At 39.9% G+C, this 16,095-nt stretch carries 11 protein-coding genes; 9 read left to right on the forward strand and 2 right to left on the reverse strand.

The genetic code is table 11. The features are described from left to right. Positions 1-37: 37 nt before the first annotated feature. Positions 38-1,321 carry a diguanylate cyclase domain-containing protein gene (locus tag BMZ41_RS04805; RefSeq protein WP_090527283.1) on the reverse strand — a complete coding sequence of 428 codons (1,284 nt, stop codon included), beginning with the start codon at positions 1,319-1,321 and terminating at the stop codon, positions 38-40. 169 nt (positions 1,322-1,490) lie between these two features. Here BMZ41_RS04805 and BMZ41_RS04810 point away from each other — a divergent pair, with 169 nt between their 5' ends. Together BMZ41_RS04810 and BMZ41_RS04815 are read left to right on the forward strand one after the other, a co-directional pair. Next, a complete protein-coding gene (locus BMZ41_RS04810) occupies positions 1,491-2,135 on the forward strand; it encodes a type I phosphoribosyltransferase (RefSeq protein WP_028246521.1) in 645 nt (214 codons plus the stop codon). A 145-nt stretch (positions 2,136-2,280) separates the two neighbouring features. Then, positions 2,281-4,995 carry a GH36-type glycosyl hydrolase domain-containing protein gene (locus BMZ41_RS04815; RefSeq protein ID WP_090527286.1) on the forward strand — a complete coding sequence of 905 codons (2,715 nt, stop codon included), beginning with the start codon at positions 2,281-2,283 and terminating at the stop codon, positions 4,993-4,995. 7 nt (positions 4,996-5,002) lie between these two features. On the opposite strand, the gene BMZ41_RS04820 is transcribed toward BMZ41_RS04815, so the two are convergent. Then, positions 5,003-5,785, reverse strand: a complete 783-nt coding sequence (locus tag BMZ41_RS04820) for a helix-turn-helix domain-containing protein (protein ID WP_090527288.1) — start codon at positions 5,783-5,785, stop codon at positions 5,003-5,005. A 169-nt stretch (positions 5,786-5,954) separates the two neighbouring features. Here BMZ41_RS04820 and BMZ41_RS04825 point away from each other — a divergent pair, with 169 nt between their 5' ends. The 7 genes from BMZ41_RS04825 to BMZ41_RS04855 all read left to right on the forward strand — a co-directional run bounded on the left by BMZ41_RS04825 (position 5,955) and on the right by BMZ41_RS04855 (position 16,055). After that, positions 5,955-7,364, forward strand: a complete 1,410-nt coding sequence (locus tag BMZ41_RS04825) for an ABC transporter substrate-binding protein (protein ID WP_090527291.1) — start codon at positions 5,955-5,957, stop codon at positions 7,362-7,364. Positions 7,365-7,448: 84 nt separating this feature from the next. After that, positions 7,449-8,414 carry a carbohydrate ABC transporter permease gene (locus BMZ41_RS04830; RefSeq protein ID WP_090168775.1) on the forward strand — a complete coding sequence of 322 codons (966 nt, stop codon included), beginning with the start codon at positions 7,449-7,451 and terminating at the stop codon, positions 8,412-8,414. Beyond that, entirely contained in the window at positions 8,414-9,262 is an 849-nt protein-coding gene (locus BMZ41_RS04835) for a carbohydrate ABC transporter permease (RefSeq protein ID WP_090527294.1), read from the forward strand. The genes BMZ41_RS04830 and BMZ41_RS04835 overlap by 1 nt, the downstream gene beginning before the upstream one ends. A gap of 175 nt (positions 9,263-9,437) precedes the next feature. After that, complete coding sequence (locus BMZ41_RS04840) at positions 9,438-10,745, forward strand: ABC transporter substrate-binding protein (RefSeq protein ID WP_090527297.1); 1,308 nt, start codon at positions 9,438-9,440, stop codon at positions 10,743-10,745. Between the two features lie 18 nt (positions 10,746-10,763). Beyond that, complete coding sequence (locus BMZ41_RS04845) at positions 10,764-12,533, forward strand: methyl-accepting chemotaxis protein (protein WP_090527300.1); 1,770 nt, start codon at positions 10,764-10,766, stop codon at positions 12,531-12,533. A gap of 175 nt (positions 12,534-12,708) precedes the next feature. Then, the gene (locus BMZ41_RS04850) at positions 12,709-14,961 is read left to right on the forward strand and encodes a glycoside hydrolase family 31 protein (RefSeq protein WP_090527303.1); all 2,253 of its coding nucleotides are present in this window, start codon (positions 12,709-12,711) and stop codon (positions 14,959-14,961) included. Between the two features lie 80 nt (positions 14,962-15,041). Then, positions 15,042-16,055 carry a LacI family DNA-binding transcriptional regulator gene (locus BMZ41_RS04855; RefSeq protein WP_090527306.1) on the forward strand — a complete coding sequence of 338 codons (1,014 nt, stop codon included), beginning with the start codon at positions 15,042-15,044 and terminating at the stop codon, positions 16,053-16,055. The last annotated feature ends 40 nt before the right edge of the window (positions 16,056-16,095 follow it).

The following is a 16,095-nucleotide window of genomic DNA, read 5'->3' on the forward strand; positions in this document are numbered from 1 at the left end:
GACTGGCGAAATCGCCAGTCCATTTTTTTACTATGAGTTATTGTAGACTCTTTAAATACTGCTTATTTTTATACATCTGTTCATCAGCGGCTTTAAACACTGGGGATACACTACCTTCATTGTTATAAATGGCCATACCACAAGCTATAACAATTCCACCGCTCTTTATAGCTGCGTTATTTTGCTCGCTGAAATATTGTAATAATTCTTCTATGTTATCGAAGTCTTCCCCTTGAGATATTGCTACGAACTCATCACCGCCAATACGAAAGACAGGGCTGTGTTTAAATTTAGTACATATTATTTTACAGGCTTCGCATATGAATTGATCACCTGCTTGATGTCCTAGAGTGTCATTGATGGTTTTAAGGTTATTTACATCAAATATTGTTATAGCAAACTGAACCCAGCCTTTTTCATTAATAGTCTTATTGAGCTTGTTCTCAAACTCAACGTAGGCTGCTTTATTTCTTATACCTGTCAAAGCATCGACGTTGGCACGGTTCTGAGCATTTTCCAATTTCTTGTTATATTCTTCCTTAATTACCATGGCATCTGTCACATCCTGGCATAGTCCAAGGAGACAGGTTCTTCCTGTAGCATCCATGAATTTAAGCTTTGTAGTCTGAAATCGGCGTGGATTTCCATCTGCATCTGGCACATCTTCATAAAAGATGTAAGGTTTATTCATGTCCAAGGCCTTTTTATCATCATCTACAAAGTGCTGTGCGGTTTCCTTATCAAAAATCTCAAAATCAGTGAGCCCCACTACACCTTCTGGAGTTTCTTTGCATGAATAATCCGCAAAGGCTTGGTTACAAGCAATATATTTTCTTGTAACAACATCTTTTGAGAATGTCATGGCAGGCATATTTGAGAGAAGAGAAGAAACAGATTCCTGTAAATCCATAATTTTTTTAGTTACTTGATCGCCAGATTCTGCATAAACTACATGAACAAGATGTACTCCATTTTCCATATCTACATGCTTTCCAATGGCATGAATAACTTTATATTCAGCTGTATCGTCATTTCCAGCTGTGCGAGAGCGATAGATGATGTCATAAGTATCTCCAGCCATCAACGAGCGATAAGCCTCGTCATTAATTCGAGATACATCGGCTGGGTGGATATTATGATAAACATTTTTGTCCAAGGCCTCATAGGCTTGATCCTTGCTCTCAAACCCGAATAATTCGCAATATCCATCAGATAACATAATGGCAAAAATCTGATTATCTATAAATTGATAGATAGCCAGTGCATGTGGTAATCGCTCGTATGCAGTTTGAATTTCATCACTGAATCTGAATAATTCCATAATGCCCCCTAATATCTTATGTTTATTCTACATAACAATAGTAAAAAAATTGTGAATAGTTGCATTAAAAAATTCACACTTTTAATTTTAAGGGTATGATATAATAACTTTGCTAGAGAGTATTTTGTAAATGGGGTTATTAATATTAGGTTAATAAAAGGGGGTTATTATGCTAAAAGAGTATACTAAAATTCCTGCACCACTAAATTCAGAAGTCGCGCTCAAGATTATTCCTGGTCATTTTGCTACCAATCATTCACACATCACTAACTATATGGAAATCGGTACAATGAAGACCAGATGCAACGAGGCACAGGGTGTTGCCCAGCTTCTTGCTATGCATTATTCAGTACAAACTCCCGTTGACACAATCGTATGTGCCGATGACATGGAAGTTGTTGGAACATTTCTAGCTATGGAACTTACAAAAGCTGGAGTAGCAAATTATAATCAGCACAAGACGATCTATGTCACATCTCCAGAGCTTACATCTACAGGACAAAGTATTTTCCGTGATAATATGCAGTTAACTGTACGTGATAAAAATGTACTTTTACTTTTTGGTTCATTAAGTACAGGACGTACTGTAGAAAGTCTTGCAGAATGCGTTAAGTATTATGGAGCAAAGATAAGTGGCGCCTGTGCTATTTTCTCTGCTGTACGCCAGGTCGCTGGTATCGACATCACTGCAGTATTCCACGATGAGGATATTCCAAATTATGCTTCTTATCCACTTCATGACTGCCCTCTTTGCAAGCAGGGGGTACCAATCGACGCAATTGTCAATTCATTTGGATATTCGGAATTACGATAATTTTTTTGCCACCTCTAAAAAAGAGGTGGCTTATTTTTTTGAGTTCACAAATCTGATATTAAATAACGGATTTGATAACTTTTTTTAAAACCACGGCGTATAATACACCACATAATCACAAAATAAATTTCGTGAGGGGTATGATATGTTAAAAACAATCAATACAGGTAAGTTTGAGTTTTTAGATAACAAGGGAAGCTTTAAAATCGGCAGAGCCGAGGACACAAGCTACCTTTATTTTCCAATAGCTGGTGAGAAGGGTTTAAAGTCATCTGTTACACCAAATCTTGGTGGTGACGCTATGGTAAATCAGGAAACCTTTCTTCTCGAGCCAGTGAGCGTGGAGAACCTCCACAATAATAAAAATGGCCGTAACTTCTGGCTGTATATGGACAACGGTTCTGTATGGTCAGCTGTTGGTACTTCTGCAGAGCAGGAGAGTAAGAAATTCACAATGGAGCAGGATGAGAGCCTTGTTTCCGCTGGCTTTATGTGGCATACCGCTACAAGAGCAAACAGTAGCCTTGGTGTATTGGCAGAGATTACTTCATTTGTCCCTGTAGATGCAAATGTTGAAGTTATGTCAGTAACAATTAAAAATATCTCCGAACAGACAAAGGTTATAACCCCTATTGCAGCAATTCCTATTTTTGGACGTTCTGCAGATAACCTTCGTGATCATAGAAACGTTACATCTATGCTCCACCGAATTTCTACTATAGAAGATGGTGTTACTGTAAAGCCAACTATGTCTTTCGATGAGAAGGGACACAGATTAAATAATAAGACATACTTTGTAATTGGTTTTGATGAGAAGGGCAACAAGCCAGAATCATTCTTCCCAACTGTTGAGTCATTCATTGGTGAGGGTGGCAGCTTCTCAAAGCCAAGAAGTGTATATCGTCAGGAAGCAGGTTGTGGAGCTGGTGAAAGCTTCGCTGGTCTTGAGGCTGTTGGTGGATTAAAGTTCTCCAAGGCTACACTTGAACCTAAGGAAGAAATCGTATATACGGTATTAATTGGTGTGGCTGAAGATGAGGCTGAGTTTGCAGCAGCAAAGAAGAAGCTTGCTACAAAAGAAGATGTTGAAAAGGCACTTGAGGCTACAAAGAAATATTGGAGCGATAAGGTTAATGTAGCTTTTCACACAGGTAATAAAGAATTCGATGAGTTTATGGCTTGGGTAGCTTTCCAGCCATTCCTTAGAAGAGTCTATGGTTGTTCCTTCTTGCCATACCATGATTATGGTAGAGGCGGAAGAGGATGGAGAGATTTATGGCAGGATTGCCTGGCACTTCTCTTCATGGAGCCAGATGATGTTCGTAAGATGCTTGTTGCAAACTTTGGTGGTGTCAGAATGGATGGTACCAATGCCACAATCATCGGTGACGGTCTTGGTAACTTTATTGCTGATAGAAATGGAATCGCAAGAGTTTGGATGGATCATGCATACTGGCCACTGAAGACCTTGCTTCTTTATATTCATCAGTCAGGTGATTATGAAATCCTCAAGGAAAAGGTTCCTTATTTCAAGGATTCCATCGTACACAGAGGAAATCTTATAGATAAAAAGTTTGAGACAGTAGGCAACCATCAGTATAGTGAAGATGGTAAGGTATACGAGGGCTCAATCATCGAGCATCTTCTCGTTCAGAACCTTTGCGCATTCTACGAGGTGGGAGAGCACAATACATTAAGGCTTCGTGGAGCTGATTGGAACGATGCTCTTGATATGGCATCACATAATGGTGAGTCCGTTGCATTCTCATACGCATATGCTGGAAATCTTAAAGACCTTTCGAAATTGATTCAGGAATATGCAGAGAATACCGGCATCGATACTATTTCCATTGCCTCTGAGCTTAACGTTCTTTTGGATTCATACGTTCAGATTTACGAATCAGTAACAGAAAAGACTAAGCTTTTAGATAAGTATTGCAAGCTTGTTGAAGGAGATGTTTCTGGTAAGCAGATTTCTATTCCAGTATCTACATTGGTTTCTAAGCTTATGGAAATGTCAGAATGGTTTACAGAACATCTGAATAAACAGGAATGGATTTCAGGTGATGAGGGCCAGGGATGGTTCAATAGCTACTACGATGATAGCTGTCGTAGAGTTGAATGCTACGATAAGGATGATGAAAAAACTCGCATGATGCTGACAGGTCAGGTGTTTGCAATTATGGGTAATGTGGCAACTGACCAGCAGATAGAATATATAAGTAAGGCTGCAGACAGATATCTGTACAGGGAAGAGATTGGAGGTTACAGGCTGAATACTGACTTCCATGAGCTTAAGGGCGACCTTGGCAGAATGTTCGGCTTTGCTTACGGGGAGAAAGAAAATGGCGCGGTATTTTCACATATGGCTGTGATGTATTCAAATGCATTGTATCAGAGAGGCTTCGCTAAAGAGGGATACAAATCACTTAATGCTCTTTCAGAAGCTTCTATGAATTTCAATATAAGTCACATGTATCCAGGCATCCCTGAGTATTTTGATGCTAAGGGTCGAGGTAAATATCCTTACCTGACTGGAGCAGCATCATGGTATTTATTGACTATGATTACTGAGGTGTTTGGCGTTAAGGGGGAGGCAGGAAATTTGGTTCTTGCTCCTGCACTTTTAAAAGAACAGTTTGATGAAGCCGGCGAGGCTAAGATTAGTTTGAACTTTGCTGATAAGAGATTTGATATCGTATATGCGAATGCATCAAAGCTTCAGCAGGGCACATATAAAATAAAGGCGGCCAGCCTTAATGAGGGCCAACTCGCCTTTGATGAAACTAAGGTTACTATCTCACGAGAAGTTATTGATAACCTTCCAAAATGCAATAGCATTATCGTGACTTTAGGATAACATATCTTCATTCTTCATGGGGGATATAATCCATTATATCCCCCTCAGTTCCTTTCCAATGAGTACCGTAATATTTTTCACGGTACTTTTTTGGTGTAAGGCCAGTCTCTTTCTGGAAGAGTTGGCAGAAATGACTCTGAGACGTAAATGAAAAATAATTTGCTATCTCAACAAGAGAGTAATCGCTATATCTAAGAAGATTCTTCGAAGCTTCCAATTTTGCATTTCTAATATAATCACTAGTGGAAACACCTAATTCCTCTTTGAAAAGACGTGAAATATAGCTGGCAGAGTTGCTTGTGTATTCTGCAAGATCCTTTACAGTGATACGGTCTTTTAAATGAGAGAAGATGTAATTCATACATTCTGTCATAGGACGTGAAAGACCTGCATTCTGACGAATGATTTTCATCTTGCCAGTGTAGTCAGTGACCATTCGGTCGTGAAGCTGCTCCATCTTTTCTATAGAAGTAATGTCATCTAAACACTGAATGTAATAATCTGAAAGTCTGTATGATTTTTCCATTTCCATTCCATTATCTACACAAAGACGAGAAATAATCGCGACAGAAACAACGAAATGATATTTCAGATTCTGTAGAGGATCCTTTGAAAGAATGCCAACTCCTGCTTGATTCAAAAACTCATGCTTTAAGCAGTTTTCACGGATGGCATCAATATCCCCCTTGGCAACCTGCTGATAGAATAACAGCTCGGCATTCTGATGACGATGAACAACCTCATCACCGTCGTCATTCACATTAATAAATAAATTACTCATATTACTCATTATTTTATCCTCTATAAAACGGATTAAATTTTTAGAAAAGCATAGCATGATTTTTATATTTTAGCAATGAATTTGATATTAAAAAGATTGCCGAAAAATTAATATAGTAAACGTTTAAGGGAGATAAAAACGGAATCCCAAAGTAGTTTTCTTTAAGGAGGAAAAAGTAATGAAAAAAAGAGTAGTTAGTCTTATGCTTGCCTTCTCTATGGTAGCAGGACTTACAGCTTGCGGGGGAGACGCAGCTGGTAACAACAGCGGTGCAGCAGATGCTAGTGCGGATAGCAGCTATGTTGCAGAAGGCGAAGAAGGAAAGGTAATTAACATTTACTGCTGGAACGACGAGTTCAGAACAAGAGTTGAGGCAGTTTATGACAAGGTCGATCACACATCTGACGATGGAACAATCACATACCTTACAGATGGTACAGAGATTCACTGGACAGTAAATCCTAACCAGGACGGTGTATATCAGTCAAAGCTTGATGAGGGTCTTTTAAACCAGGCTACAGCAGCAGATGATGACAAGATTGATATGTTCCTTTCAGAGACAGATTATGTTGTTAAGTATACAGACGCTGAGGCAGATGTAGCTATTCCACTTACAGACCTCGGTATTGACCCAGAAACAGATTTAGCTGATCAGTATGACTTCACAAAGACAGTTGCTTCTGATGCTAACGGAGTACAGAGAGGTTCTACATGGCAGGCTTGCCCATGTCTTTTCGTATATCGTAGAGACATCGCTCAGGATACATTTGGAACAGATGATCCAGACGAGATTCACGCAAAGGTTGCTGATTGGGCAACAATGAAGGCTTCAGGCGAAGAGCTTAAGGCTAAGGGTTACTTCACACTTGCAGGTTATGCAGATACATTCCGTGCTTATGGAAACAGCATTTCAGCTCCATGGGTTGAGGAAGGTTCAACAGAGATTAACGTAGATCCACAGATCATCAACTGGATTAACGATTCTAAGGATTGGCTTGATGCTGGTCTTCTTGATAAGAACATCAAGGGTCAGTGGACAGATGATTGGAACAAGTCAATGGGTTCTGCTTCAAAGGTATTTGGTTTCTTACTTCCAGCTTGGGGTATCGATTTCGTACTTAATCCAAACTGGGATGGCGAAGCTGGTGAATGGGCAGTTACAGATGGTCCACAGGCATTCAACTGGGGTGGTTCTTTCGTTCACGGTTGTGCTGGTACAGATAACCCAGAGCACGTTAAGGAAATCATCCTTGCTGTTACAGCAAACAAGGATAACCTTATGAAGATTACAAAGGATTATCTTGATTTCACAAATACACAGTCTGGTATGAAGGAAATCGCAGAGGACGAGAGCTTTGGTGCTGAGTTCCTTGGCGGTGAGAATCCATTCAAGTACTTCCAGCCAGCAGCTGCATCTATCCAGATGACAACACTTTCACCATATGATCAGGGTTGTGTAGAGCTTATCCAGAGCTCATTTGGTGATTACTTCCAGGGTCAGGTTGACTTCGAAACAGCTAAGACTAACTTCGAAAAGGCTATTATGGAGAGATATCCAGATATCACAGCTGTTAACTGGCCAGAATAGAAATATCTAATTTAGCTTTCTCTATTCATCCCAAATATATATGGGGCAGGCATAAGTCTGCCCCGACTTTTTAAGGAGATTTACATTATGAAAAAAGCAAAAAGTATAAGCCGAGCAAAGTATGGCTACCTTTTCATATTGCCTTTCTTTGTGACTTATTTCATTTTTTCATTGATACCACTGTTAGACACGATTAGGTATAGTTTTTATGAATATTACCGCTCTGGTCTTCGTATCGTAGGACCATCTTTCGTGGGATTTGATAACTATATCAATGTGATGGGTGCGGATTTCTTCACATATATGGGAAATACCTTTATCCTTTGGATGATTGGATTTGTTCCACAGATTATCATCGCACTTCTACTTGCTTCATGGTTTGTAGATGTTCGTCTTAAAATCCGTTGTGAACAGTTCTTCAAGGTGGTGATATATTTACCAAATCTTATTATGGCATCAGCATTTGCAATGTTATTCTTTACTTTGTTCTCAACATCAGGTCCTGTTAACAACATCCTTACAGGCCTTGGAATTGTAAATGGACCAATTGATTTCATGGGAACACCAGTAGGAACAAGACTTCTTATTGCACTTATGAATTTCCTTATGTGGTTTGGTAATACAACAATCATGCTTATGGCGGCAATTATGGGTATCAGCCCTGATATTTTCGAGGCTGCATCAATCGATGGCTGCACACCTAGACAGTCATTCTTCCATATTACATTGCCACTTATTAGACCAATTTTGACTTACACATTAATCACATCACTTATCGGTGGTCTTCAGATGTTTGACGTTCCTCAGATCCTTACAAACGGACAGGGAAATCCAAACAGAACAAGCTACACACTTATTATGTGGCTCAACAACTTACTTCGCGCTCCAGATTACGGTCGCGCAGGTGCACTTTCAGTTTATTTGTTTATTGTCAGCGGTATTCTTTGCCTTGTTGTTTATAAGATGGTAAACGGACAGGATAATGATGCAAAGGCTGAAAAGAAAGCTGCCAAGAAGAGAATGAAGGCAGCGAAGGGAGGAAAGAACTAATGGCAAGAAAAGATTTTGCGGGAGTTGCAAGAAGCTTCATAGCACATTTAGTTTTAATTATTCTTGCTTTTATGTGCTTATTCTTCTTCTATATTTTGATTATCAACTCTACATGTTCGCATGCAGATTTACAGAAGGGCTTCTCAGCTCTTCCAAAGAATTACTTCGGTAAGAATTTTAACGCAGTTGCAAATGACGGTACATTCCCAATGATGAAGGGTATCGGAAACAGTATTATCGTATCCAGCCTTTGCGCTGCAATCTGTACATACTTCTCAGCACTTACTGCTTATGGACTTTATGTTTATGACTTCAAGCTTAAGAAGGTGGCATTTACATTCATCATGATTATCCTTGTAATGCCTACACAGGTTACAGCACTTGGTTTCCTTCGTCTTATTACAAATATGGGATTATATGATACATTAATTCCACTTATTTTACCTTCGATTGCAAGTCCAGCTGTTTTCTATTTCATGTACAGCTACCTTCAGTCAAACCTTCAGCTTTCACTTGTTGAAGCTGCAAGAATTGATGGTTGTGGCGAGATGAAGATATTCAACAAAATTATCTTCCCAATTATGAAGCCAGCCGTAGCAGTACAGGCTATCTTCACATTCGTAGGTTCATGGAATAACTACTTTGTTCCAGCACTTATTCTCCAGTCAAAGGAGAAGGCTACAGTACCTATTCTTATTGCTACTCTTCGTGGTGCTGATTATATGAACTTCGATATGGGTAAGGTTTACATGATGATTACAGTTGCAATCGTACCTATTATCATCGCGTACTTGTTCCTTTCAAAATTCATCATTGCAGGCGTTGCACTTGGTGGTGTTAAGGAATAGTGCTCCTTTAATTATTGAGTCTCCTTCGGGAGGCTCTTTTTTTGTCTAGGATAATTATCAGATAATATTCTCTAAAACCGTGAATTTTAATAGATAATTCACATTTTTTTAATCCATGTTCCCTATACTAATTGGGTAGACGTATGCTTACTAATAGGGCAGGAGGGGAAAACTTATGAGAAAGCAGATTAGTGTGTGGATGTGCTTGTTCCTGGTTATAGCCACTGTTTTGGGTGGTTGTGGAAAGCAGGAAGAGGCAGCAAGTGGTGATACTGGTGATACATCTGCTGGTGGCTCAATTACGATGGTAAACATCAAAAGTGAGATTAATTCTCAGGTTGAAGAGCTTGCTAAGGCTTATCAGGCAGCCACTGGCGTGGAGGTAAAGGTGATTAATGTCCCAGCTGGTGTTGATGCACAGGCAACATTAAAGGGATATTATCTGTCTGACCAGATGCCAGATATAATTGCCTGCGAGGCTTCGGGCTTTGGTAATTGGGAAGGTCTGCTTGTAGATATGAGCGATCAGGACTGGGCAAAGAGAACAGAGGCCGCCTATGTAGACAGTACATATGGAACTCTGGGCTTCCCTTATACTACAGAGGCTATCGGATTGGCATATAATGCTGACATTTTAGAGAAGTGCGGTGTTGACCCAGCGTCTATCACAGGACCAGATGCTCTTCGTGCTGCTTTCGAAGCAGTAGCTGCTAATAAGGATGCATTAGGACTTAAAGCAGTAATTGGTTATTGTGCAGAGCCAGTTAATTTAGGCTGGTCAGCTGGTAATCATATTACTGGCGCATATATAGATTCTGGATTGGCACGTGATGATACAACCTACATCGATATGATTGCAAATGATAAGAAGGTGGATGATTCCAGATTCCTAAATTTTGCAAATATGATAGGTTTGTTTAATCAATACTCTGACCCAGAGCTTTTAACAACTGGTATTTACGATGATCAGGTTGCAAATTTCGCAGCTGGAAAGTACGCATTTATCACACAGGGTTCATGGATTGGTGCATCTCTTACCTCTTCTGAAGCTTATGCAGCCGCAGGAAGCTTCAAGGTAGGAATGGTTCCATATGCATTTGAGGATGGAATGGAGACAATACTTACAGCGGCACCTTCATGGTGGGCAGTATTCAAGGAAGGAAATGTGGCAGCATCTGAGGCGTTTCTTCAGTGGTGTTCAGAGGATGCAGGCCAGAAGATTTTGGTAGAATCAGCAGGTTGTGTAAGCCCATTTACAGATTGCAAGTATGTGGCTTCAGATCCATTCGCACAGACTATTTCAGACTACATTGCGTCAGGAAAAACCTCCAACTGGCATTGGATGAACCTGCCTGAAGGTATTGGTAACGGAGAAGGAGGCTTCTGCTACAGCTATTATAGATATGCAAATGGAGAGCTTACTGCGGAAGGCTTTAGGGATGAGTTCAATCGTACCATTGAAGAATGGTACGCTAAATTATAGGAAGGGGGGGTGTTTGTTATGAGTAAGAAGGATAACGGAGACGTAAAAGTAGGCGGAATTCATTCAATAGTTGTACAGATATCTCTCTTAAATATTGGTATGCTTATAGCATTTTTGATAGTTATGGTTATGATCATGACATCAATGAACACCTCTACAAGCACCAGTGTTGAGATGTTTGATTCAATGATGAATCTGACTACACATGATGCAAAGCTGAAAACAGATATTATGTCTCTTTATGATCAGGTAACTGGTTATATAGCATCAGGCTCAGCAGAAACGCAGGAAGCATTGTTGCCTCAGATAGAAGTGGCTAAGTCTACAATAGCAGAGGATATTTCACAGCTGACCACAGATTTTGCCGCATACAGCAATGAGGACGCAGCAGCACAGCTTCAGGAAATTGAAGCTCAGTACGACAGAATGTGCTCATTTATTGATAAGGCAATCGAGAAGTGTGATGCTGGAGATCAGGATAACGCATATGCGATACTCTTTGATAAGGCAGAGATTCAGAAGGTTGCTATTATCCATTCAACAGAGATTTTGGATGAGGCAATCGAAGAAAACTCTTCAAATACCAAGGCTAATATGAATTACCTTCTTAAGAGAGGAAATATTATAGCTGCAATCGGTATTGGTATTTTCATTTTACTTATTATCTTCAACTTCCTCATGACCTATAGAAGTGTAGTTGCACGAATCAAGTCTATGAGTGCTGAGGTAAATGATATTATCGATAGCATCCAAAGGGGACAGGGCGATCTTACAGCAAGAATTAATACAAAGACCAGATCAGAGCTTCTTTATATCAAGAATGGTATAAATCATTTCATCGAGACACTTCAGGGAATTATGAAGGATGTTAAGGATGGTACAGTAGTACTTAGAGATAGTTCTGAGGAGGTTAACTCACAGCTTCAGATTGCAGATGATAATGTAACAAGTTCCTCTGCAGCACTTGAGGAGCTTTCAGCTAATATGGAATCTGTAGTTGGTATTCTTGCATCAATCAATGAGAGTGTTGAGGATGTTAAAGAAGCAGCTGAAAAGATTACAAATCAGGCTGAGGAAGGCTCGCAGACAGCAAACGAAATTAAGACTGAGGCAGAGGAGCTTCAGATTAAGGTTAATACCAAGAAGTCAGATGTAGGCATTAAGATGGCAGATCTTTCAGAGACACTTGAAAAGTCTGTTAAGGATTCAGAGAAAGTTGATCAGATTAGTGATCTTACAAATGATATTTTGGACATTGCCAGCCAGACAAATCTTCTTGCTCTTAATGCTTCTATTGAGGCTGCAAGAGCAGGCGAAGCAGGAAAGGGCTTCGCAGTTGTTGCAGATGAGATTAGTAAGCTTGCTGCTAATTCAAGACAGACCGCAGCTACTATTCAGGAGATAGCCAGTGAAGTTACAGCGGCAGTTAAGACTTTGGCTTCCAGTGCAGAAGAGGTTCTTGATTTCATCAATGGAACTGTAATCGGAGATTATGATGAGTTCGTTGATACTGGCGAGAAGTATGGACATACTGCAGAGGTTATGAACGAGATGCTTACAGAATTTACTGAGAAGGCAGAAAGCCTTAATGTAATTATGAAGGATATGGTTGATTCTGTAGATACAATTACAAATTCCGTTCGTGAAAGCTCTACAGCAATTACTATGAGTGCAGAGAATTCAGCAGAGATTGTTACTGGTATTAAGAACATTTTCAAGGCCATGGACAAGAATACCGAGGTTACAGAGCAGCTGAACGATACAACTCAGAAATTTACATCTCTGTAAAATAATAGTTGCAATTAGATTTGGTGCAACGTATAATACGGACATGGGTTAAAAGGTTTTCGCTTATTATGGCGAAAACCTTTTGTTGTCTAAAATTCTTTTTTATCTCTTTTTATCCCCAACAAAAGGTTCGAGCTCTGTAATTATAGTTTTATGTAGTAGAGAGAGGTCGACGATGACAATTGGAAATAAATATAGAATAACTGTGCTTACCAGCAGGCTTATTCGAATGGAGTATCAGGCTGGTTATGATTTTGTTGATGCACCAACTCAGATGGTGGTGAACAGATCATTTCCAAAGGTGGAGTACACAACACTTCACAAGGATGGACTCCTTATTTTAGAGACAGATGATTTGATTTTTAAATACGATGGCAAAGAATTCTCACCAGATGGATTGACGATAGAGCTAAAGGAAAGTGGTGAGGTTTGGCATTATAGCATCGTTTATGGAAATTCAGACAAAAACCTTTATGGTACTGCCCGTACACTTGATAACGCAGATGGTGGTGTCTGTCTTGAATATGGAATTTTTGGAGAAAAGGGTTTTGCTGTCCTTGATGACAGTGACAGTGCATTGCTGATTGATGGAGAATTTGTAGCAAGAGAAAATAAAGGGCATGATCTTTATTTCTTTGGATATGGAAAGGATTACAGAGGCGGATTGAAGGATTTCTTCACACTCTGTGGAAAAACACCTATGCTGCCTAGATATGCGCTTGGCAACTGGTGGAGCCGTTATTATGCCTATTCAGCAGAGGAATACAATCAGCTTTTAGATAAAATGGAGCAGGAGAATATCCCTGTTTCAGTGGCAGTTTTGGATATGGACTGGCATGTTACAAATGTTGATCCAAAGTACGGAACTGGCTGGACAGGCTATACCTGGAATGAAGATTTATTTCCAGATTATAAGGGCTTTTTGAAGGGACTAAAAAATAGGGGACTTGCAACAACACTTAATTTACATCCAGCAGATGGAATCAGAGCATTTGAGTCAATGTATGAAAAGATGGCAAAGAGACTGGGAGTGGATCCTGCCAGTGAAAGACCAATTGAATTTGATTTTTCAGATGCTGAATTTAGAAAAGCTTATTTTGATATAGTAATGGATCCTTATGAGGATGATGGTGTGGATTTCTGGTGGATAGACTGGCAGCAGGGCACCGGAGAGGAAAATGCTGTAGACCCATTATTCCTTTTGAATCATTATCACTATGAGGATTCAAACAGAGGAAATCGTCGTGGAATGATTTTCTCTCGCTATGGCGGAGTGGGAAGCCACAGATATCCTGTGGGATTTTCAGGAGATACTGTAGCTACGTGGAAGAGTCTGGATTTTCAGCCTTATTTCACAGCGTTGTCTTCAAACATTGGATACGGTTGGTGGAGCCATGACATTGGTGGCCACATGATGGGCACAAAGGATGAGGAGCGTCTTATAAGATGGATTCAGTTTGGTGTATTCTCTCCAATTATGAGATTACACAGCAGCTGCAGCCCATTCTTCAATAAGGAGCCTTGGAATGTTTCTGAGCCTTATAGAAGAGTTATGGGAGAATTTATGCGCCTTCGTCATCAGCTGATTCCATACATCTATTCTATGAATTATAAGATGTACACAGATGGTCAGATGCTTTTGGAACCAATGTATTATCGTATAAACGATAAGAAGGATGCTTACGAGGTAGGAAATGAATATTTCTTTGGAGATAATCTTTTGGTAGGAGCAATTACTGAAAAGACAGATGATAATCTCCGTATGGCAAAGGCAAATATGCTTATTCCAGAGGGCGTCTGGTTCGATATTTTCACAGGCTACAGATATACAGAAGGCAGAAGAAATCTTTACAGAACAATTGATTCCATTCCAGTTCTTATTAAGGCTGGTGGAATAGTGCCATTATCATTGAATGTTGGAAATGATGTAAGTAATCCAGTAAACATTAAACTTCTTATCGGTGCTGGAGAAAATGGTGAGTTTACCATGTTTGAGGATGATGGTTGCAGCAAGAACTTTGAAAATGGAGATTTTGTAACCACAAGATTTACCACTGAATATATTAGTGATAGGAATGTCACTCGTGTAGTTATCCATGGGGCAGAGGGCAATCTTGCACTTATTCCAGAAAAACGTACATACGAAATCCAGGTTATTGGTCTGGAAGGAAAAGTGGAGAAGCATATTACTCCTGAGATTCCAGTTCAACAGGATTATATTTGGGAGATTGAAGGAAGGCTTAAAGAGGAAAATGATATTGAGCAAGCAGCTTTTTCTATCCTTGAGAATGGCTGGATGGATATCTTAGAAAAGGAGAGAACCTTTGATGCTGTCAGAAGTTGTAAGTCTATGGATGAGTTAAAGCAGTGGATTTCAGGGGCAAATATTAATCTGATGGTTAAGGATGCTTTGCTTGAGTTAATGTAGGTGAATTAATTGACATTTAATTGGCAAAAGACTTATAGTTAATAGTGGTTAATCGTTTAATCTAAGGATGGGGAATAAAGATGAATTTAAAAGATATTGCGGCACTTGCCGGGGTTAGTACCGCTACAGTGTCAAATGTTCTAAATGGTAATAATAGCAAGGTTTCTCAGGAAACCAGAGAAAAAATAGAAAAAATCATCAAAGAAGTAGACTATAAGCCAAATGCCATGGCCAGATCTCTCGCTAAAAAAGAGAGTAAGATTCTTGGTTTGGTGGTTCCATATATAGGGGCTGAGGATGATTTCCTCATGAACCCATACTATGCCCGCATGGTGGCTGCCATCGAGCGTTTTGTAAGAAACAGGGATTATTATCTTATGCTGAGATGCGTTCCAGACTGCAGGGCGGTAATACCTCTGCTTTCTTCATGGAACGTAGATGGAGCATTTTTCCTTGGTGTAATGGAAAAGGATGTGGCAGAGATTCAGGATGCCCTGGGGGCACCGGTAGTATTTCTTGATACTTATTCAGACATAAAGGATACAGTTAATGTAGGTCTGGATGATTACAGAGGTGGTTATCTTTCTGCCAGATATCTGGCTGGAAAGGGCCATAGAAATATAGCTTTGGTCTGCCCGGACTATCATGAGGCTGGAGTAGTAAGAGAGCGATATCTGGGCTTTACTGCAGCCCTGAAGGAGCTTAATATAGATTTTACTGAGGATGATGTTTTCAAGGTAGATACTATTTACAAAAATGCAGTAAGCGTAGGTCTGGATGTGATGCTTGCAAAGAAGAAATACACTGCCGTAGCCACCATGTCGGATGTGGTTGCCTTTGGTGTAGTAGAAGGAATAAAGCAGTGTGGTCTTAAGGTGCCGGAGGATATTTCCGTGGTCGGTTTTGATAATTTACCAGAGTGCGAATTCATGACACCTAAGCTTACTACAATTTCTCAGGATTTTTCTGCCAAGGCTAAAGCAGCTGTGGAAGGAATGTTCAGGATTCTTGAGGGAGAAAAGGATGGCGGAGAAGATCTGCATTTGCCGGTGCAGCTGATAGAACGTCAGTCAGTAAAGGATATAAGTGAATAAAAGCGTCAGCAAAGCTGACGGATGAGGTGTAAGGCTTCCC

It is taken from the genome of Pseudobutyrivibrio sp. UC1225 (assembly GCF_900115215.1).
In the GTDB taxonomy this organism is placed as follows: domain Bacteria; phylum Bacillota; class Clostridia; order Lachnospirales; family Lachnospiraceae; genus Pseudobutyrivibrio.

Excerpts from the sequence above, each read along its gene's own strand:
- BMZ41_RS04805 (WP_090527283.1), bottom strand. The coding sequence starts at position 1,321 with ATGGAATTATTCAGATTCAGTGATGAAATTCAAACTGCATACGAGCGA.
- BMZ41_RS04810 (WP_028246521.1), top strand. The coding sequence starts at position 1,491 with ATGCTAAAAGAGTATACTAAAATTCCTGCACCACTAAATTCAGAAGTC.
- BMZ41_RS04815 (WP_090527286.1), top strand. The coding sequence starts at position 2,281 with ATGTTAAAAACAATCAATACAGGTAAGTTTGAGTTTTTAGATAACAAG.
- BMZ41_RS04820 (WP_090527288.1), bottom strand. The coding sequence starts at position 5,785 with ATGAGTAATATGAGTAATTTATTTATTAATGTGAATGACGACGGTGAT.
- BMZ41_RS04825 (WP_090527291.1), top strand. The coding sequence starts at position 5,955 with ATGAAAAAAAGAGTAGTTAGTCTTATGCTTGCCTTCTCTATGGTAGCA.
- BMZ41_RS04835 (WP_090527294.1), top strand. The coding sequence starts at position 8,414 with ATGGCAAGAAAAGATTTTGCGGGAGTTGCAAGAAGCTTCATAGCACAT.
- BMZ41_RS04840 (WP_090527297.1), top strand. The coding sequence starts at position 9,438 with ATGAGAAAGCAGATTAGTGTGTGGATGTGCTTGTTCCTGGTTATAGCC.
- BMZ41_RS04845 (WP_090527300.1), top strand. The coding sequence starts at position 10,764 with ATGAGTAAGAAGGATAACGGAGACGTAAAAGTAGGCGGAATTCATTCA.
- BMZ41_RS04850 (WP_090527303.1), top strand. The coding sequence starts at position 12,709 with ATGACAATTGGAAATAAATATAGAATAACTGTGCTTACCAGCAGGCTT.
- BMZ41_RS04855 (WP_090527306.1), top strand. The coding sequence starts at position 15,042 with ATGAATTTAAAAGATATTGCGGCACTTGCCGGGGTTAGTACCGCTACA.